The 17,126-nt window shown below is 58.9% G+C and carries 23 protein-coding genes and 2 pseudogenes; 16 read left to right on the top strand and 9 right to left on the bottom strand.

Annotation, left to right across the window (positions count from 1 at the left end; genetic code table 11):
• Positions 1 to 66: 66 nt before the first annotated feature.
• The 3 genes from AB7008_RS31370 to AB7008_RS31360 form a co-directional block, all read right to left on the bottom strand.
• Entirely contained in the window at positions 67 to 525 is a 459-nt protein-coding gene (locus tag AB7008_RS31370; protein ID WP_212455059.1) for an Hsp20 family protein, read from the bottom strand.
• A 180-nt stretch (positions 526 to 705) separates the two neighbouring features.
• Positions 706 to 1,626, bottom strand: coding sequence for a non-homologous end-joining DNA ligase (gene ligD, locus AB7008_RS31365; protein ID WP_441260047.1), 921 nt, complete (start codon positions 1,624 to 1,626; stop codon positions 706 to 708).
• A 2-nt stretch (positions 1,627 to 1,628) separates the two neighbouring features.
• Complete coding sequence (locus AB7008_RS31360) at positions 1,629 to 1,976, bottom strand: hypothetical protein (RefSeq protein ID WP_071911134.1); 348 nt, start codon at positions 1,974 to 1,976, stop codon at positions 1,629 to 1,631.
• Positions 1,977 to 2,089: 113 nt separating this feature from the next.
• On the opposite strand from AB7008_RS31360, the gene AB7008_RS31355 reads away from it, so the two are divergent.
• Complete coding sequence (locus AB7008_RS31355; protein ID WP_038937310.1) at positions 2,090 to 2,317, top strand: hypothetical protein; 228 nt, start codon at positions 2,090 to 2,092, stop codon at positions 2,315 to 2,317.
• Positions 2,318 to 2,379: 62 nt separating this feature from the next.
• On the opposite strand, the gene AB7008_RS31350 is transcribed toward AB7008_RS31355, so the two are convergent.
• The gene (locus AB7008_RS31350; RefSeq protein ID WP_038937311.1) at positions 2,380 to 2,601 is read right to left on the bottom strand and encodes a DUF3622 domain-containing protein; all 222 of its coding nucleotides are present in this window, start codon (positions 2,599 to 2,601) and stop codon (positions 2,380 to 2,382) included.
• Positions 2,602 to 5,055: 2,454 nt separating this feature from the next.
• Here AB7008_RS31350 and AB7008_RS31345 point away from each other — a divergent pair.
• The 11 genes and pseudogenes from AB7008_RS31345 to AB7008_RS31295 form a co-directional block, all read left to right on the top strand.
• A pseudogene (locus AB7008_RS31345) lies at positions 5,056 to 5,205 on the top strand (NAD-binding protein); the annotation flags it as partial.
• A gap of 114 nt (positions 5,206 to 5,319) precedes the next feature.
• Positions 5,320 to 5,703, top strand: coding sequence for a DUF1236 domain-containing protein (locus AB7008_RS31340; RefSeq protein WP_212455055.1), 384 nt, complete (start codon positions 5,320 to 5,322; stop codon positions 5,701 to 5,703).
• 441 nt (positions 5,704 to 6,144) lie between these two features.
• Positions 6,145 to 6,351, top strand: a complete 207-nt coding sequence (locus AB7008_RS31335) for a hypothetical protein (RefSeq protein WP_038937313.1) — start codon at positions 6,145 to 6,147, stop codon at positions 6,349 to 6,351.
• Between the two features lie 38 nt (positions 6,352 to 6,389).
• A complete protein-coding gene (locus AB7008_RS31330; protein ID WP_014494419.1) occupies positions 6,390 to 6,635 on the top strand; it encodes a hypothetical protein in 246 nt (81 codons plus the stop codon).
• Positions 6,636 to 6,761: 126 nt separating this feature from the next.
• Positions 6,762 to 7,067: a hypothetical protein gene (locus tag AB7008_RS31325; protein WP_441260046.1), complete on the top strand. Its 306-nt coding sequence runs from the start codon at positions 6,762 to 6,764 to the stop codon at positions 7,065 to 7,067.
• Positions 7,068 to 7,174: 107 nt separating this feature from the next.
• Complete coding sequence (locus AB7008_RS31320) at positions 7,175 to 7,567, top strand: response regulator (RefSeq protein ID WP_071910693.1); 393 nt, start codon at positions 7,175 to 7,177, stop codon at positions 7,565 to 7,567.
• Positions 7,568 to 7,575: 8 nt separating this feature from the next.
• On the top strand, positions 7,576 to 7,953 hold the full coding sequence (locus AB7008_RS31315; protein ID WP_071910694.1) for a response regulator: 378 nt from the start codon (positions 7,576 to 7,578) through the stop codon (positions 7,951 to 7,953).
• Between the two features lie 263 nt (positions 7,954 to 8,216).
• A complete protein-coding gene (locus AB7008_RS31310) occupies positions 8,217 to 8,375 on the top strand; it encodes a hypothetical protein (RefSeq protein WP_223153896.1) in 159 nt (52 codons plus the stop codon).
• A 428-nt stretch (positions 8,376 to 8,803) separates the two neighbouring features.
• Positions 8,804 to 9,193, top strand: coding sequence for an NUDIX hydrolase (locus AB7008_RS31305; RefSeq protein WP_212455092.1), 390 nt, complete (start codon positions 8,804 to 8,806; stop codon positions 9,191 to 9,193).
• 276 nt (positions 9,194 to 9,469) lie between these two features.
• Positions 9,470 to 9,688, top strand: coding sequence for a DUF6894 family protein (locus tag AB7008_RS31300; protein WP_441260045.1), 219 nt, complete (start codon positions 9,470 to 9,472; stop codon positions 9,686 to 9,688).
• Positions 9,689 to 9,857: 169 nt separating this feature from the next.
• Complete coding sequence (locus AB7008_RS31295; protein WP_441260044.1) at positions 9,858 to 10,130, top strand: hypothetical protein; 273 nt, start codon at positions 9,858 to 9,860, stop codon at positions 10,128 to 10,130.
• Between the two features lie 167 nt (positions 10,131 to 10,297).
• Here AB7008_RS31295 and AB7008_RS31290 read toward each other — a convergent pair whose 3' ends face one another.
• Positions 10,298 to 10,672 carry a hypothetical protein gene (locus tag AB7008_RS31290; RefSeq protein ID WP_071917231.1) on the bottom strand — a complete coding sequence of 125 codons (375 nt, stop codon included), beginning with the start codon at positions 10,670 to 10,672 and terminating at the stop codon, positions 10,298 to 10,300.
• A 362-nt stretch (positions 10,673 to 11,034) separates the two neighbouring features.
• Between AB7008_RS31290 and AB7008_RS31285 the strand changes: the two are divergent.
• Positions 11,035 to 11,433: pseudogene (locus tag AB7008_RS31285) on the top strand (IS5 family transposase); the annotation flags it as partial.
• Positions 11,434 to 11,447: 14 nt separating this feature from the next.
• Entirely contained in the window at positions 11,448 to 11,696 is a 249-nt protein-coding gene (locus AB7008_RS31280) for a hypothetical protein (RefSeq protein ID WP_441260043.1), read from the top strand.
• A gap of 10 nt (positions 11,697 to 11,706) precedes the next feature.
• On the opposite strand, the gene AB7008_RS31275 is transcribed toward AB7008_RS31280, so the two are convergent.
• From AB7008_RS31275 to AB7008_RS31260, 4 genes are all read right to left on the bottom strand, one after another.
• Positions 11,707 to 11,937 carry a hypothetical protein gene (locus tag AB7008_RS31275; protein WP_441260042.1) on the bottom strand — a complete coding sequence of 77 codons (231 nt, stop codon included), beginning with the start codon at positions 11,935 to 11,937 and terminating at the stop codon, positions 11,707 to 11,709.
• Positions 11,938 to 11,970: 33 nt separating this feature from the next.
• Positions 11,971 to 12,231 (bottom strand): hypothetical protein, encoded by a 261-nt coding sequence (locus tag AB7008_RS31270; protein ID WP_441260041.1) that lies wholly within the window; start codon positions 12,229 to 12,231, stop codon positions 11,971 to 11,973.
• A gap of 499 nt (positions 12,232 to 12,730) precedes the next feature.
• Entirely contained in the window at positions 12,731 to 13,000 is a 270-nt protein-coding gene (locus AB7008_RS31265; RefSeq protein WP_441260040.1) for a hypothetical protein, read from the bottom strand.
• Positions 12,997 to 13,467 (bottom strand): hypothetical protein, encoded by a 471-nt coding sequence (locus AB7008_RS31260; RefSeq protein ID WP_441260039.1) that lies wholly within the window; start codon positions 13,465 to 13,467, stop codon positions 12,997 to 12,999. The genes AB7008_RS31265 and AB7008_RS31260 overlap by 4 nt, the downstream gene beginning before the upstream one ends.
• A gap of 778 nt (positions 13,468 to 14,245) precedes the next feature.
• On the opposite strand from AB7008_RS31260, the gene AB7008_RS31255 reads away from it, so the two are divergent.
• Both AB7008_RS31255 and AB7008_RS31250 read left to right on the top strand, forming a co-directional pair.
• Entirely contained in the window at positions 14,246 to 15,808 is a 1,563-nt protein-coding gene (locus AB7008_RS31255; protein ID WP_014494435.1) for a winged helix-turn-helix domain-containing protein, read from the top strand.
• Positions 15,809 to 16,380: 572 nt separating this feature from the next.
• Positions 16,381 to 16,818: a YybH family protein gene (locus AB7008_RS31250; protein ID WP_014494436.1), complete on the top strand. Its 438-nt coding sequence runs from the start codon at positions 16,381 to 16,383 to the stop codon at positions 16,816 to 16,818.
• Positions 16,819 to 17,126 lie beyond the last annotated feature (308 nt).

Below are 17,126 nucleotides of genomic sequence, written 5' to 3'. Positions count from 1 at the left end.
CTCTCCTTTTCATTGACGAATGGATGGAGCCGCACGATGCGCCGCACGGCTCCAAGGGCAGCAGCACTATGCGGCAGCCTTGGCTTCCAGCTTACGCATGTTGCCGGCCGAGACATCGCCGATCGCAATCCGGCGGGCCTTCATGGCTTCCGGGACCTCGCGAACGAGTTCGATGGTCAGCAAGCCGTTGTCGAACGCGGCGCTTTTCACCTGAACATATTCTGCGAGGTTGAACTGCCGCTTGAAACCGCGGTGCGAGATACCGCGATAGAGGAAATCACGCTCGGTCTTGTCGGATTTGCTGCCTTCGACCGTCACCACGTTCTGCTCGGCGGTGATGACGATATCCTCGGGCGCAAAACCCGCAACCGCCAAAGAGATTTGATAGCGGTCGTCGCCCAGACGTTCGATGTTATAGGGTGGATAGTTGTCCTCGCTGGCCCGCTGAGCCACTTCTGCGAGGTCGAAAAGGCGGTCGAAACCAATGGTCGAGCGCCAGAGCGGGGCAAAATCGTAGGTGCGCATAGCCAAATCCTCCTAAGAGCAAGATGTCTACGAGCGGCACCGGACACAACCGGTGCCCGTCTCTTGGCCCGGGCCCGTCAGGCGCCCGGACGCCATCGTCAGATGGCGACAAAAAAATTAGCAAAGCCGGTTTTGGTTTCAAGAGGGCGTGGAAAAAAATTTGGCCACCGATCGCCGCCGTTATAGGTCCTCGCGCAACCCCTTGAAGAACGGGTGCCGCACCTTCCCTTCGGCGGACTTGGCGCGGTATTCGATCTCGGCAAGCAGCTTCGGCTCGACCCAGATCCCCCTGTGCGCGATCCGCTTGGCATATGGCTGAGTCTTGCGGACGAGCGGTTGAAGCTTCTTATGCAACTCGGCCGCCGATGTCTTATCGAAGCCGTGGTCGACCTTGCCGGCATAGATCAGGTCGTCGCCCTTGCGCCGTGCGAGATAAATGCCGTCCCATTTGCCATCATCGAGCGCGAAGCCGGCAATCGTCAGCGTCTCGCGTTGGGCGCAGGTCTTCTTGACCCAATTGTTGCCCCGGCCGCTCGCGTAGATGCTGTCACGCATCTTCGAGACCACGCCTTCGAGCCCCACCTTGCAGGCGTGCGTGAACATCTCGCGGCCGTCGATCTCGAAGCTTTCGCTAAATTGGACGTCGCTGCCGGCGATGATCTTCTTCAGCGCGGCCTTGCGCTGGAGCAGGGGGACTTTCCGTAGATCGCGGCCGTTGAGGTAGAGCAGGTCGAATGCGACGAGCACGATCTTGTTCGAGGTGCCCTTTAGCTCGTTCTGCAATACGGAGAAATCGGTGCTGCCATCGGCGGCCGGCACCACGACCTCGCCGTCGATGATGGCCGAGCTCGCCTTAATGTGCCAGGCGTCGTCGGCGACCTTCTTGAAGCGGCGGGTCCAATCGTGACCGCGGCGGGTGAAAATCTTCACTGCTTCGTTGGCGAGATGCACCTGGACGCGATACCCGTCGAACTTGATCTCGTGAATCCAACGTTCGCCGGATGGCACGCGGTCGATCGAGGCTGCCAGGGCCGGCTCGATGAAGCCGGGGAAGGGCGCCTTGACGCCCAGCGCTTCCGGCTTTTTTCGTTGAAACGCCACGGTTACACCAGGCGAAGACTGAATTGCTGCAGGTCTTGTGGTGAGTAGCGATCCACAAACTCGCGCAGATTCGACGGCACATCGGTCAGTTGAAGATTGCAACGACGCTGGATCTCGCGGGCAATGTCCTCGGAAACATCTTCCGACCAGCGTTCGGCCGTGTTGAAGGCGACTACCCGGATCGGCTGGCGATATTTTCCGGTAAGCAGATCCTGGATGACGATTTCCACCGCCCGCTCCAAGTCTGCTTTGCACCATGCGCTGCCATTGCGGCCGGAGTTGTCTGCGACCAGGTAGATAGTCTCGTCGCTGTTCGGAGCGATCGACAAAAGCCATCGGAATTGACGCATAAGCAACTCACGCAACTAACCGGGATTCAATTTGAACTGGGCCAATTCGTTCCAGCTCTTGGAACTGCTTGTCACAGCTGCGCCTTATAGTGAGGGCAGTCAGCGGAGGTAACATGGCAGTCAATAAACCGACTGGCGACAACGCCCGCAAGGGCGCGGTGAAGAAACGCTCGCAGACCAAAACGACGATCGGGGGCGCTACCGGCTATACCAAACGCGACAGGACGTCCGGCGAGTTCATGGCTGTGAAGAAGCCGAAAACAGCGAAGAAAGCCGCGACAAAATTCAAAGGCGTGCGGGTCGAAAAGAAAGCTAAGAAAACCACCAAGCGAGCCCGCTAGGGTTGGCGATCGGCGTTACCGCGCGGCTCGGTGTTCGGTTAAGGCCGCCAGGTGAGGCGGCCCTACTTTCTCCGCAGACGCCTGTCTTCCTTTTCGAGTTCAGAAAGAAACTCGGCCAGCGCCTTCTTTCCTGCAAATTGAGCGGCAGTGTCGGACTGGAAACCGTCTGCGGTCATTTTAATGCCCAACGGTTGGCTCTTCCGGCATATCTCCCAACCCCACCGTTCGGGACTGCTACTCGTGCGAGAAGTGGCGATGTAATAGTCGTTAAGATCGATCGGCATACCCCATATTAGACCAATCTACCGAGCCGCAGAAAGCCGAGGTTTAAGGCAAACTAGGCCACTGCGGTTTTCAAACTAGGCCACTGAGGTCGGAAACAGGCCAGTACCAAAAGCGCTGTGAGAACGTTCCGGGCAACCGAGAACAGGCCGCCAGCTTGGACGGGCGGGGCGAAGAGGTCGTCAACCGAGGTACTCGCTCAATCGCCGCCGAAGCTCCACCTCAGCCACGCCCTCGAAGATTGCGACGATAGCCGCGATCAAGACGAGGCCTGTACTCAGCGTGATCAGGATCATCTCAAGCATCAATCTAGATAACACCGTATCCGCCAAAACCATCCGGACCTTTGGCCGTTAGATGCTGTCCCCGGCCTGGGGTCGATTCATTGGTGCAGGTGGCCCGCCAGTGTGAAACGGCGGGCGTTGTCCCCACCACGACCGAAGTAGCTCGCGCGCGTTGTTACAGGTCGCGAAAACGGCCCCAGCACAACTAGATGCCAGAGCCGTTGGAAGCCTTGGCGGTAATGGGGTCGCCGAGGTTTACTGAGGTCTAGGAAGATTCGGCAATCGGGTCTGTATGCCTTCCGACATAGGCAGCGCCACACTGCTCGCGCTCTCTGAGTGATCCTTGGCGCCAAAAAGCTACGACCCCAACCATTGGCAAGCTGGGGCCGTGCTTTCACTTAGCTTCCGACCCACGGGGCATAGGCCAGAAGCGACTTGAAAATGCTCCGTACCTGAGAAGGTTCCTGAGCCGTCATAGCGGCTCGTTAAATAAGCACGAGCATTCTTCGGTTTCGGGACGGGGCCGTGGGGACACACGCGTGCAAGTGCGGTTTATCGCCGTACCGAACGCATGGCCTGCGAGCGAGAGTTCAGTAGTTTCGAGTGCGCCGTCTGCGGCGAGACAATTGAAAAATGGCATTCTGCTCGGGTCCCAGCTACCGCCTGATAATCGGACCTGGCAGAGAACCAAATGACCCATCATCCCAAACGCCCTAGACCCCCAACTTCCTAAGTCCAAATCGAGGTCGTGAGCCGCTGCCGGTCGCGCTTCCTGTGCAATCGGCCTTCACACCCACGACAGGCAGTAGCTCGCGCTCATGCACCGGATCGAAATCAAAGGTGCAATCCGATGATAAACCGGATGGCAAGGAAGGCGCCACCGGCGACAATAGCCGTCGCACCAATCGCCAGCACCACTCTCCAGGTCTCGTCCAATCGGCGCCTCGCAAAAAATAAACGGCCCCAGCATCGGGCCGGGGGGCATGATGATGCTGGGGCCTCCGGACAGGCTCTGGTCTTGCGACAGAGACCGTCGCGGAACACAAGCCGGGCTCCGTCCGGACGTTCCAGCCCAAGTCTTGATCTCTATTGCTGTGGCTGAATCGCCACATCGGATCTTTCCTTTTGCACACCCACGATCGCCAGCCCGCGCATTCGGAGCCTCTACGATTGGGTGCGATGTTCCCAGGCAAAATGCGTCACCAGCATCTGACTTCGCTTCCAGTCACGAACTAGCGACCGCACGCGCCAACGATGACACGAAGATTTTGAACCCTTCTCGGGGCCGAGGGACTACCCCCATAATCTCAAGGTACGGTTCTATGACTGCTGTCGATATCGTCGGTTGGGTCTTATTGGCAGCGGTGCTGGTGGCTTCGCTGAGCACAAAGAAAAGGCCGTTGGGTTGAGCGCCTGCATTTGCCTAAGGCGTTACCAAGGCAGCTTAGCGATCGCGTAGGCAACAAACGCGAGAAGCGCAATCCAAGCGAACGACACGCACCAAGACCTAACCGCACGATACGGGCTAACGCCGCGCGTAGCACGGGTCCACAACGATAAAATCATCCATACCAACCCCAAAGCACTGAAGATCGACAGCACGACAAAGCCGAACCGATAAGTTCGTTCCGCCCAATCCATAAGCGTCCCCTGCTTATGCAACCTGTAGTGAATGGTTGTTTGGGAAAAGGAGGCAACTTTGACCTAAGCGCACTTTTCCGCACACCGTGGCCCGCTCGCACTCACGGCCCCTTGAGACGGCTCAAAGCGACAGGATCAACCAAACGACTAGGCCAGCGTTCACGGTGCCTACGGTGACAATGCCTGCCTGAATAAGTCGTTCGGTCATGGTGTCACCCCTCCGATTGAAAGGGAAACCTACACTCAACCAGAACGAGCGGCTACGCAGATTGTGCCAAAACCGGGAAATGTCGGCAACCGGCGCGGTCACAAACCTGTGGCACAGGCATTGCAGAATTCAGGGCTAACTGAGATTTCAGGGCTCAGTTTGAGAATGAGACGCTGCCGGGACAGGTATTTCGAGCCCGGCAGCGTTCTGTTTTGAGACTAGCGGTACAGCCGCCAACTTGCACCGGCCCTGGGCGTTCGAGACCTCGCTCGATGCTCGGGCGGATTGATTTAGCCGGCGGCGTTGCACTGTCGGCCCGGTAGGCGCGCACGCTCGGCCTGTCGTTGCCGAGCACGGCGGTGGCGCAGCAATTGTTCTCGTCCTGCGCCGCGCATGGCGGCAAGGCCTGGGATCATTCCGCGATGGTGCGCGCACTGGAACTGATGGCGGGACACGAGATCGCAGCGACCTGAACTGTTACCCGGTAACAGTCTCCGGGATTTGACGTGCCCTTCATCATGGGTAACCGGAACAATGCTCCAGCCCCGCGGTTGTCGGCGCATCAACAAACACTGGAGAGTGTGGACATGAGAACTCGTCTAGCGATTTCGCTGGCTGCCGTGTCGCTGCTGGCGTCGAGTGCAGCCTTTGCCCAGTCGACGACCGAACAGGGCGCCAGGGACGGCGCGCGCGCGGGTGGCGACATCGGCGGACCGATCGGCGCAATGGTCGGCGGCACCGTCGGTGCGGCCGTCGGTGCCGGCCTCGAAATTCCGAATGCCGTGCTCGGCGGAATCCCGCGCGACGATTCCGTCGTGATCCACGAGCGCGTCGTCGTCGGCGAACCGTTGCCCCCGACCGTGGTGCTGCGCCCCGTGCCGAACTACACCGAGTATCGCTACGCGGTTGTGAACGACCGCCGTGTCATCGTCGAACCGCGCACGCGCCGGGTCGTGAAAATCATCGACTGATCGCTCAAGGCGTGTAGGCTTTTAAGAGCCAAGGCCCCGCGGAGTGACGCTCCGCGGGGCCTTAGTTCGTCATTGCCGAATTGGCGCGAACCGCCGGTGCGGTTGGGAGATCAGTCGTTGCGAGAAGGCCGCCAGGCAACTGTGGCGGGCTTCTCGTGCTCGAGGCCGCCGAGCCGGGTGTACGATAATGGCGAAGAGACGGCCCCGGCTGCAGGGGTCAAGGGGGTAGGCCGAGGCCGCTGCGCCAGCTCTGCCGGCGAGCCAGCGACGACTCAAATAATTGCCCGCGCTCGTCGTTCCTATTGGGACCATCATTCCAAAAATGGGCACTGGCTTGTATCCGACCTTAGGCGCTGGCCGTACTTATTTGGCGCGGGAACAAGTGGCAATTCCACGGGTTTTCGAACCGTCTGTGTTGCATGGTTATGCGCCGAGGCATCGATGAAGACCAAGCTATCCGGGAAGTTGTCGCACTACGATAAGATGGCCGCCTCCGCTCAGCAATTTTTCACGGAGGCGACGGCCTGTCGCGAGGAGGCGGCTCGGAGCCTCGACCAGGTCGATCGAGAAGGCTGGTTGAAGCTTGCGCGCGAATGGACTGAGCTCGCGCTCGCGGCCGAGCGGGGCCAGATTTTCCGCCGGGATTAGCGGGGCCGTCTCACACCGTTGTCATATCGGAGTAACGTATGCGTTCCTCGCCCTCGATCGTGCCGGCCGGCCGCCTCGACCACAACATTGCTGAGTGCCGCGAACATGCGGATCACTACAAGAGACTTTCTGACCACTACAAGAGACTTTCTTCCGCGAGCGGCATCTCCAAGGACCGCGCCACCGCACTGAGAAACATCGCCCGAACCTATGTCGGTTTGGCCGGCCAACTGGATAGACTGGCGTCTCTCGCGAGGAACGAGCAGACAATGGAGGTGAAGTAAGGCGGCACTGGCCTGCTTGCAACTTCACGGGCGCTGTTCGTATTTCAAAATTGCCAAGTTTTCCCGAATTAGTTACGTCCTCTTAGTTGGTTGGGGTACAAGGCGGGATAGGTTCGGGTTTGCCAAATGCCGACAGAAAAAGAGCAAGAAGGCCGCTGGGTCTCCTTCGAGCCTCCATTGCCCGCGCAGATGATGGCTATCGACGGCACTTGGCGTCGCGCCTGCATGCTTAAGGATGTTTCAGACGTCGGAGCCAGACTTCAAGTTGAGACCTCGATTGAGGGATTGACCTTCAACGAGTTCTTTCTTCTGCTTTCCTCCACCGGACTGGCCTACCGCCGTTGTCAGCTCGACCGGGTCAACGGCGAAGAACTGGAGGTCAGCTTCCTCCGTCAAAAAGCTAAGGCCAAGAGATCCTCTGACAGGGACTGAACCATCGTCTCTGGAGTTTGCCGAATTTTCCCGGTAGCTCGGGAACTTTCTCCTTGTGTGCACTTTGTAACATCCAGTGCTCGTGCGCCAGGGGAGACTTTGCCGAAATGCTACCTATAGTCCTGGTGATTGAAGACGACGCTACGATCCAGGGCATCGTCGAAGATGCTTTGAGCGAGGGGGGCTTTGAGGCCGCCATCGCCACGACCGGCGAGGAAGCGGTGACGCTGCTCAAGGGGCGGCTTGTCGCCTACCGCGCCCTTGTCACAGACATCAATCTCTTGGGAAGGTTCAGCGGCTGGGAGGTCGCGCGGGCGGCACGCGATGTCGATCCCAATTTTCCCGTAGTCTACATGTCGGGCGTAGCAGCCCACGAATCGCCGGCACAAGGTGTTCCCAACAGCATAATGCTCCAGAAACCCTTTGCGCCGGTGCAGCTTACGACTGCGATCTCTCAGCTCCTTAATGGGCTCTCGGTGGCCGGTCCGAGCAGGGATTGAGGCAAGTCATGACGCAAGCATCGATACTCCTTGTCGAAGATGAAGCGCTCATTCGAATGATGCTTGTCGCGATGGTTGAGGAGTTGGGGCACAGAGTCATCGCCGAGGCGGGAAGCGTAGATGAAGCGCGACCTCTTGCAGAACGCGAGAGCTATGATCTCGCGATCCTCGACATCAATTTGCAAGGAATCAACGTGCAGCCAGTTGCCGAGGTAGTGAGGGGCCGGGGGCTGCCCTTCTTTTTTTTGAGCGGGTACGGAAGTGCAGGTCTGCCCGACGGATTTGAACAAATGCCCGTGCTCGTCAAACCCTGTACGCCGGATGCGCTCAAGCACACAATCGATGCTGTCCTACCGAACGGAGACAGACCTCGGGGAGCAGCGTAAATTTGGGGGGCCTAAGGGACGGCCGCCCAAGTCGTTCAGGGCACGAGGTCTGGCATATACTCATGCCGAGCTTCGTTCTGAACTGTCACAAGGCACCTCAGTGTCGCCAGCCGTCCTTGTCGACTTCCACGCGAAAGCCCTCTGGCATGCCGGCACTTCACCCTCGCTCAGTCACGTTGTAGGCCGGGCAGGGCGCCAGCGCCACCACAGGTGCAGGCACGCGGGCCGTCCCAAGGGAGGAATCAATAAGCGTCTTTGTTTACGTGAACACCGCGAAACAGATCGGTGACGTCGAGCACCTCAAGATCTTTGCGACCGAAGACGCTGCCAAGGATTGGCTTGATGAGAACGACCCCGAGGGGGTGGCCTTCGAGTACGATGTGTTAGGGTCCGCCACCGGCAACCGAGGGGCCTCCGACTGAGGCGGCCTTACTCGTCGATCTCGCGAAGCTTGTTTTCCAGTTCCCGAACTAGGTCTTTGATGCGCTCGGCCGGCTCTGGATTGTAGCAAAGCGCCGGGCTATTTGCCGATAGCGGAGTATCCGCATTTCCAGCTCAACGCGCTCGTTCTTGGACTACACGGCACCCACCAATCCCATCACCTTTCCTTAAGTGTGCTGGAACAGCCGTTTAGTTTCGATTTAGGGCTACCGACGGGGCGGTACTGGGCAGTTCGGTTGTGGCGCCGTGGGCTCCGCCTGCGGCGGGCGCCGCGCAGACGTACGTCCGGACTTCAACTGGAACGCCAAAGGGCCAATCGGTGGCATGGGGTATCGGTAGGCACCGTTTGGAACAAAGGGCCATCCAGCTATAATTGCTGACGATTCTTCATGGAGGCTCATCAGCTGAAATGGCAAAGGCATCTAAGCTCGTTGCAGCCAAACGTGGCAAAGTTCTTTTGGTGAGGCGGCGGTCGGACGGCCTCTGGATGTTCCCGGGCGGCCGGAAGCGTTCGCGCGAGTCCGAGAAGGACTGCCTGCGGCGGGAGATCAAGGAGGAGCTGCCCAAGCTGAAGCTCGGCAGGATCAGCCTGTGGAAGGAAGTGACGGCCAGGAATAAGCGCTCCGGTCGCAAGATGAGCGACGCGATCTTCATCGCCAAGGGCGCCAGGGGCAGGCTCGCGATCGGCGACAAGAAAGAGATCGACCGCGCCGTGTGGCAAAAGCCACGTGCGGTGCGCCTGACGGCAACATCACGCTTTATTCGCGACCGGCTATTTCCTAGAAAATCGAAACGGTGAATTATTGGCCGAGGCTAGGCGGCCTTTCGAGGAGCAGATAGAGGCCGATGGCCGCATTCAATACGACGTTCTGGAGTAGGCCGTACCGGCGGGCTTCTTTTTGCGCAATCTGCACAACATTTGTGCTCCACGATCGGCGCGCAAGGGCGTTCATAGTTCTGCGGGTCCTTGGTGCGACACCTCGTTCGCGCGAGCCTCGCGCCATCCATCCGCGAGCCCCCGCTCTCTAACGGTGGGCGGGGGCTTCGCTTTGGCATCCGTTGGACATCATGTTCCATGCCGCTGTTTTCGTTCAAGCTCATCAATTCCCACTTTGTCTCGGATTTTGGATCGCATGACCTGCCGAGCGAAACGGACGCACAGATAGAGGCAATCAGGCTTGCTCGGTCACTGCGCGAAACTCGCCCGGAACTGGTCGGCCATCGCTATTCGATCTTCGTCAGTGACGATGATGGCAGAGGCGTGTGCACCATTCCCCTGGATGTTATCTTGTGACGGGGCTGATCGGCCCGCCAGCGTGAACGGGCGGCCGTCTTTAGCCCCTGAAGCGGCCGCTTCCACCTGAATTTGTAGGACAGATTTTTTTCTAACCTGAGTTAGTTTTTTCGATGCCCAGTGTCGACTAACCCCAATTTTTCTGCGCGTAGAGCAAGGGGTCGGCCTGGTGGTTCAACAACTGAGACTGGAGGATTGGGCCTGGCAAATCGCCGGCGACGTGTATCGCTTGAATCTGTATAGCCGACTCACGGGACGAGCGGCCCCTGGAGACGCCGTATCAGACGAACAGCTTGCCAGAGCAATCCGCGAAAGCTTCACTCAAACGAACGACGCTGCTTATCGCGAAATGGTTGAGTTGGCGACCGATGCCGCTATATCGGCCTACGATCGCGTCGTCTCACGCAATGTCAAACAGGCGCGCGCTCAAGTAGCGAACTAACGGCTCGTCGGCGGGCGTGGCTTCTGGTCGCTTGGGAGACGCGCTTTTCATGCGTCAATCCCGCTCCCGACCGGGCCGCTGCGGGTTACTTCGCGCTTGGCTGGACTTCATGGCTTGCTCAACTGACGCGATGGGCCACGGGCGGAACTGATGTTGCTGATTTTGAATTACATCATGGGACCCGGAATGAAGCAGCGAATATCGGTCACGCGTGCTGGCATGCCATCGATATATTCATACACGGGCCACGCAATGGTCCGTCCGGTGAGGTTGGGTCCGACAATCACCGCTTCCGGTGGCACATCCCACCATTGTCCGTACAAACGGACGCGGTATCCGTCGCCCTTGCTCTCCCAATCGGGGCCGGCGACTGCTATTCCGTCCGTGTTTGAGCAGCATGGCCCCTTGCCACTTTTGAGGCTCTCGAACCAGTGATTTAGTTCGGGGCGGTTAGGATCGTGCGCGTGCGCTGCCAAGTGCGAGACCAGTAGCACGATCAATGTCGTCGCCGAGTTTGCGGCCTTCAAGGGCAAGTTCGTCATCGCAATTTCTCTAAGAAAACAAGAAATTAGCGCCGCGATTTCCTCAAAATGCGTTAGTTCAAACTGCGCGGTCTTTCCAATACGAGCCGCGTCATGTCGCACCAATTGCAGACAATTGGGCGACTTCCAAAAATCCCGCTCGTTGCTACGTCTGCGATGCGGACACTAAGGTTCAAGCGGCTGCCGATGTCCGGTAAGGGCCATTCGCGACCGGGTCGAGCCAGGAGTAAGTCCGGTCAAGTCCGCTATACCGCCGAAAGCGGAAGTAAGTTCAGAGCATTAGTGGCACGCCCACGGAGCGTTGCCGGTTGATGGCGCTGCCCGAGACGTGATTCAAGCTCCGAAAACCGGAGCCTGGAATCATGCGCTACGAACTCAGCGATTACGAATGGACCGCCATCAAACCCATGCTGCCGAACAAGCCGCGCGGCGTTCGGCGCGTAAATGACCGTCGCGTGCTCAATGGCATTTTTTGGGTCCTGCGTTCAGGTGCGCCATGGCGCGACCTGCCGGAGAACTACGGTCCCCGCACCACTTGTTACAATCGCTTCGTTCGGTGGCGGCGGGCTGGCGTCTGGGACCGGATCATGGATGCACTGGCCGCCGGTCGTGACGCGGCGGTGCAAATGATCGATACCTCGGTCGTTCGCGTGCACCAGCACGGAGCCTGCATTGCCGACAACAATCATCAAGATATGGGTCGCTCACGAGGGGGCCTGACGAGCAAGATTCACGCGGTGGTGGACACCAATGGCCTGCCGGCAGGGAACGTCACATGTCAGAGAGCGCTCGCGAGTTCATAGATTTCTGGGTCGAGAACAGCATCCATGCTGTCGAGCAGTACCAGACTGCGGGAGCGTCGCAGGATGTGGCGGAACTGACGCGGCGTCTCGTCGAGGTTGCCAAAGGGCAGGGCATCTCGGAGACCGACGTGCGGGCGGAGATTGGCGACATCGCCGCCTACATCGAAGAGCTTTTAAGGGCGGTGAATAAGGCCGAAAGCGAACGGCGCAGGCCTACGTAGCGAGCCTCACTCATCCAACTCTATGAACATCCCCGGGCTGTAGTTTAAGCCCTTCGAATAGTCGCTGCTGCTTGGAAGTTATCGCGACACTCAATACTTCCGCAATCCATCCCTCAGGCACGGCGGCGAGCACCAACGTCAGCGCTTGGCTCGGTTTAGCGAGCGCGATCCAAATTTGCGTTGTTGTGTCGTCCGCAGTCACTTGAACGACGGTGAAGCTATTACCGAAGGATTCCGCCATTTTCTTTTCAATGCGACAACTTGCACCCGGATTCTAGTCCGATGCGCCTCGATCTCGCTTCGCCTGTCTTCCTGCCTGCAAACTCTCCAACGCGGTCGGCGGTTGTAGCCCCGGCGACGTCAACCATTCGTTGATGTGTGAGGCCGTTTCGGCCTGGCGGGCTCGTCTGAGGTAGAGCTCGCGCTGGGTGCCTGGCGGCAACTGTGCTGCGGCCTCCTTGAAGCGCGCAGCCTCTTCAGCCAATCGCTCTTCAAATGTTTTCGTGTGCTTGGTTCGGTTGCGACGCTTGATCATGCGCTGCACCTTTCCGTCAGAGGAAGGCGGGAGCGCATTGTCGCGTTCTCATCACCGATGTTTGCCACAATACCGCGCGGTGATGGCGTCTAAACTGACCAGGGTCGTGGTTGGTTTCTATATCCTGCGTTAACTCACTGATTTATTTTGAGAAATACTCAATTGTGCTAACTACTCATTTTACTGGAAACACAACAACCCCACGACTCGCTGGCCCGCTCCTGAAAGCGGGGCGGGCGCTCTACTTGCCGCCGTTCATGGCGTCAGCGCATCCGCAGCTCAAGTTCGAGTGCGTCCCAGCGCTGCACAGCGCCCTTGCTGGTGCGTTATTTCGGCTTCGGGGCTGTACAGGGAGAGCGGGGATTTTTCAGCGAAGCTTGGGGTCAGTTCGGTCTAGTCGTCATATGGAAGATCCACGCGAAAAAGACGCCAGCCGCCATCGGCCAGGCGCCGCGTCCGTGACGATCGCGCAGATGCGTGCCGCAGGTTCAGAACGCCTTTATTTGCGGGCCAGCAGGTCTTCACTGGACGGCATCAGCTTCACATACGTGCCGCTTTCGTGCTTCCACAACCAACCGCGCTCGATCGCGTGTTTGAGCCCGGCGCCGAACTCGCTGCCACTGCCCTCCAGCTTGAACAAGAAGGGCGCGTTGATCCTCTCGATATAGATTCGGCCGTCCTGTACGGCCTCGACGCTGGCTGCGAGCTCGACGAGCTTGCGAGCGGCCGCCTCCGGATCTGCATAGGGTCGTTCTTCGGTGTGCTTCATAGGCGTGTCCCATTGGCCGCCTGCGCGGCGGTGATATGTGCGCGGTGCTGGTAGCTCTCCGCCGGTCTCCAGCTGTCGAATGTGGTCCCGCAGATGCAGCGCATAAGCGTGCTCCGGATCTCGCTGTCGAGCTTCTCGCTCCGCGCCCGCTTGGCCGCCATCGCGGCGCGCCAGTCGCGGTCTTGGCGCCATTCGGCGAAGGCATTGTGGGTGATGTTCGGCTGTAGATCCGACCAAGCGGTCTCGAAAGCCCCGCGCGCGGCTTCGAAGGTGGCGGCTATGCCACTCCGCCATGTGCTTGGCTCCATGCCGGGATAGAAGCCGACCGACCAACCCCATTGATCGGCGTGCACAGGCACGCCGGTGCGCACGCCGATCGCGCCGATGCGGACGTCGGTAAAGTAGATATGCCAGGTCTCCTCATGCGGATTGTCGGCGCGGCGGCGGGTGAGGGCGGTGTTGATCATGGCGACAGGATAGGGGCTAGCCGAGCCTTGAGCCAGTCGCTGGGGCTTGCGCGTGGTCTTGGGCCGAGCCCAATAGGTTGGTCAATAGGCTGCCCAGAAGCCGCCGTACCGATGCGCAGCGGTTCTGGTCGTTTTGAACCCCTCGCTACCGCTTTCTTCGCTAGGCATTTTCAATTGGTCCATTTTCGGGGAATGAATCTTTGCGCAATTATTGCGAGTTGGCCCAAGCCATTCGTGCAGCTTCAACCCTGATTGCGGCCTTCTTGTCGTTCGTCATCCGCGAACGCATCTTCATCAAAGGAGATTGGAATAACGGGAAAAATTATTGCTACTAGCCTTCATCACGTAAATTTTTTCATGACCTCAAGCCCTGCAGCGATGCCGGGCTTTTCTTTTGGTCCGGCGCAAGGATAGGTCGTCTGCCATCCCGTATGATTCCGCGAGCGGCGAAAGCGGTCAGCCAACGATTTCCGCAATCTCGATTGGCGCCTTCGCTGCGCAAAGGGCGCGACCAGTGCGCTATGGGTCACACCCGGAAGAACTCGGCCTGAGCATATCAAGTCTGCTTCATCCCCAAGGAGCGGACATCTAGCGGACATGCTGGGTCGACCTCTAAGGGCCACAAGCGGGAGGAGAGGAATAAGGAACGCCAGTCCGGCCGCGGATCTAAGGACGAAGGCGTTGGTCGCTAGTGGCGCACTAACAGCTCGCTTACATTTTCCTCACTGGCAGCTTATTGTTATGGTTTCCGAGGGTGGCCCCGGAGAGGGAATGCAGCTTGCGGTTTCTTTTTGAGGATTACGCATTTGATACCGACAGGCGCGAACTGCAGCGCGCAACAGACGTGGTTGTTGTCGCACCCCAAGTGTTCGATCTGCTCGAATACCTGATCCGAAACAGAGAGCGCGTCGTCAGCAAGGACGACCTCATCAACGCCGTTTGGAAGGGTCGCATCGTCTCGGATGCTGCGCTGACGACTCGCCTCAATGCCGCCCGGAGCGCAATCGGCGACACGGGCGAGAAACAGCAGTTGATCAAAACATTGCCGCGCAAAGGTTTCCGCTTCGTTGGTGCAGTGCAGGAAGACCGGAGGCCCGCAAGTCAGACGGTGGGCCCAGTCGAGCGAACCGACGACGCGCCGCCGCGCCTGTCCATCGTCGTGCTACCCTTCGCGAACCTGAGCGGTGATCGCGAGCAGGACTATTTCGTGGATGGTGTAACCGAGAGCTTGACCACGGACTTGTCGCGCATCGCTGGTTCATTTGTAATCGCACGGAACAGCGCCGTCTCATACAAGGGTAGAGCAGTCGATGTACGGCAGGTCGGCCACGAATTAAACGTTCGCTACGTGCTCGAAGGTTCAGTGCAACGCAGCGGCAAGCGACTCCGGATGAACGTGCAGTTGATCGATGCTAAGAGCGGCCAGCATCTTTGGGCCGAGCGCTTCGAGAAGCCTGTCGGCGACCTGTTCGATATGCAGGACGAAATCGTATCGAGGCTCGCCGGTACATTAGGTGCCCAGCTCATTGAGGCTGAGGCGCGACGAGCCGAGCGTACGCTGCATCCCGATGCGATGGACTTGTGTTTCCAGGGCCGGGCCTGGTTGATGAAGGGGATTAGCCTTGAATGCGTGACGCAAGCGCGGGGCTTCTTCGAACGCTCGCTGGAGTTCGATCCCGGCAACGTCGAAGCAATGATTGGTCTGGCAAATGTTGATACGGTAGTTGGAGGTAGCTTTACGACGGATGATGGGCCCGCGCGGCTTGCGGCGGCCGAGGCGATGGTGAACAAGGTATTGTCGATTAGGCCGAACAGTGCCTCAGCCCACATGGCTCGGGGTTGGGTCCAGACCTTTACGAACCGGGCCGCCCAAGGCATCCGTGAGTTCGAACTTGCGTTGGCGCTGGCTCCGAATTTGGTCCACGCTCATGCTGCCCTTGGTTTCGCAAAATCCTACATAGGTCGCGCTGCCGAGACCGAAGGCCATATACTCGAAGCTTTACGGCTCTCTCCTCGCGACGTTTTCGCCTACCAGTGGGCGTGTTTTGCGGGCGTGGCCAAGCTGCTGCTTGGTTCAGACGTCGAAGGCGTTAGTTGGCTGCGACGAAGCACCGAGGCGAACCGTAACTTTCATCTCGCTCATATATCGCTCGCCGCTGCCTTGGCCTTGACCGGCGCGCTCGATGAGGCGCGAACTGCTGCGAGAACGGGACTTGCGCTCAACTCAGGTTTCACCATTCGTCGCTTGCTCGCAGCTCAACAAAGCGACAATCCAATTTACCTTGCCGGGGTGCAGCGCTTGTGTGAAGGCTGGCGCCTCGCTGGCGTGCCGGAAGGATGATGAGCGCTTCGGGTCAGAAGTCGACTTCAGCGCGTTCCTGACCTACGTCGGCTTTGGGTCACAAGCGGCTGTCTAGCTGGTGTCCGACCTTGGTCAGCTCAAAGCCCAAAGCCGACAATACGGCGATTGAGACAGATGATAGCTAAGGGCCAAGGCCGAATTACACTGTGACCAACGCAGGGATTTCCGACCTGGGCAATGGTGTGCCGCGTCTCCCATTTGTCAGCGCCGTTGACCGTAATTGCCCGGAATTGCTGTTCCGCGAACTATTGGGTGGAGTCCTACCAACCAATCATGATGAATGTGCCTTCGCAGAACTGGTCATGGTGGTTGAAGTTCGGCGCATGTGTGACCGGCTGCATTAGCGGTGTCATGGCGCGCGATGTGGACTCCCGAGGTGAATGGCGCAGTTGAAGTTAGCGCCGCCTGCGCCTCCTTCCTAATGAACGAATGGCCGGCTGCAGCGCGACCGGCGACGGTGTCGGCATGCTGGCGGGAGCGCAGCCGCGGCAGACGATCGGATTGATTATCTGAGAAATCGGGAAAGGCATTATGCAATAGAGGAGTATCCTATGAAGTTGGCTCAAACATCAGCACTAATCATTTGTCTGCTCGGCGCGCCGGGAGTTTCGTTGGCCGCGGACGCCAAAGAGGACGTGGAGAAGGCTTACGCCGCTTGGGATGCCGCATTCAACAAGCAGGACGAGAAAGCCATCGGCGCCTCCTATGTCGCAACGGCAAAATTGATGCCGCCAACACATCAGGTCGCGTCGGGTCCGGCTGAGATCGAGAAGTTCTTTGCCGGACTCTTTACCAACGGTGTGACGGGTCATAAGTTGGAGATGATCGACGCCGGCGGAGACGACAAAATTGTGTTCGGCACAGCCAAGTGGAGCGCTACGGGTAAGGACAAGGAGGGCAAGCCGTCTCCCTTCAGTGGTTTAGCGACGCACGTCTTCGAACGCCAAGCCGACGGATCGCTCAAATTGAGGCTGCAAACATTCAACTAAAGCGGTCGAGGCTTAATCCGTCCGGTGAGGCGGCGGCCTTACCGGACACCCAAAACGGCTACTTGCCGCCGGTGCAAGAGATCTCCGGGTTGGGTCGGTAGCAGAAGCTGGCGGGCAGGAGTGCGACTGCTGGATCAGGCGGAGCCGGCGGCGGCGCGGGCTGGGGGTGCTGGATCGGGCGGCGGCGGCAATTCTCCGGCGGCCGCTAGCGGTCAAGGCGATTCGAGCAGCCCTGGATCGACCAACCCGGGCGCGACATCAATGACCCGAAGATGAAGGGGAAGTAGTCGCATCGCGAACAGCCCGCC

Origin of the sequence: Bradyrhizobium sp. 521_C7_N1_3 (genome assembly GCF_052075975.1) — a bacterium.
Taxonomy (GTDB): domain Bacteria; phylum Pseudomonadota; class Alphaproteobacteria; order Rhizobiales; family Xanthobacteraceae; genus Bradyrhizobium; species Bradyrhizobium japonicum.
The sequence above is the reverse complement of the archived record's forward strand: the minus strand, read 5'-3'. Positions and strand labels throughout refer to the sequence as shown.

Bases quoted from the DNA above. Each gene is read 5' to 3' on its own strand.
- AB7008_RS31370 (WP_212455059.1), bottom strand. From the start codon at position 525: ATGCGCACCTACGATTTTGCCCCGCTCTGGCGCTCGACCATTGGTTTC.
- AB7008_RS31250 (WP_014494436.1), top strand. From the start codon at position 16,381: ATGAAGTTGGCTCAAACATCAGCACTAATCATTTGTCTGCTCGGCGCG.
- AB7008_RS31265 (WP_441260040.1), bottom strand. From the start codon at position 13,000: ATGAAGCACACCGAAGAACGACCCTATGCAGATCCGGAGGCGGCCGCT.
- AB7008_RS31335 (WP_038937313.1), top strand. From the start codon at position 6,145: ATGAAGACCAAGCTATCCGGGAAGTTGTCGCACTACGATAAGATGGCC.
- AB7008_RS31330 (WP_014494419.1), top strand. From the start codon at position 6,390: ATGCGTTCCTCGCCCTCGATCGTGCCGGCCGGCCGCCTCGACCACAAC.
- AB7008_RS31305 (WP_212455092.1), top strand. From the start codon at position 8,804: ATGGCAAAGGCATCTAAGCTCGTTGCAGCCAAACGTGGCAAAGTTCTT.
- AB7008_RS31270 (WP_441260041.1), bottom strand. From the start codon at position 12,231: ATGATCAAGCGTCGCAACCGAACCAAGCACACGAAAACATTTGAAGAG.
- AB7008_RS31355 (WP_038937310.1), top strand. From the start codon at position 2,090: ATGGCAGTCAATAAACCGACTGGCGACAACGCCCGCAAGGGCGCGGTG.
- AB7008_RS31260 (WP_441260039.1), bottom strand. From the start codon at position 13,467: ATGATCAACACCGCCCTCACCCGCCGCCGCGCCGACAATCCGCATGAG.
- AB7008_RS31280 (WP_441260043.1), top strand. From the start codon at position 11,448: ATGTCAGAGAGCGCTCGCGAGTTCATAGATTTCTGGGTCGAGAACAGC.
- AB7008_RS31350 (WP_038937311.1), bottom strand. From the start codon at position 2,601: ATGCCGATCGATCTTAACGACTATTACATCGCCACTTCTCGCACGAGT.
- AB7008_RS31340 (WP_212455055.1), top strand. From the start codon at position 5,320: ATGAGAACTCGTCTAGCGATTTCGCTGGCTGCCGTGTCGCTGCTGGCG.
- AB7008_RS31300 (WP_441260045.1), top strand. From the start codon at position 9,470: ATGCCGCTGTTTTCGTTCAAGCTCATCAATTCCCACTTTGTCTCGGAT.
- AB7008_RS31275 (WP_441260042.1), bottom strand. From the start codon at position 11,937: ATGGCGGAATCCTTCGGTAATAGCTTCACCGTCGTTCAAGTGACTGCG.
- AB7008_RS31325 (WP_441260046.1), top strand. From the start codon at position 6,762: ATGCCGACAGAAAAAGAGCAAGAAGGCCGCTGGGTCTCCTTCGAGCCT.
- AB7008_RS31290 (WP_071917231.1), bottom strand. From the start codon at position 10,672: ATGACGAACTTGCCCTTGAAGGCCGCAAACTCGGCGACGACATTGATC.
- AB7008_RS31320 (WP_071910693.1), top strand. From the start codon at position 7,175: ATGCTACCTATAGTCCTGGTGATTGAAGACGACGCTACGATCCAGGGC.
- AB7008_RS31360 (WP_071911134.1), bottom strand. From the start codon at position 1,976: ATGCGTCAATTCCGATGGCTTTTGTCGATCGCTCCGAACAGCGACGAG.
- AB7008_RS31315 (WP_071910694.1), top strand. From the start codon at position 7,576: ATGACGCAAGCATCGATACTCCTTGTCGAAGATGAAGCGCTCATTCGA.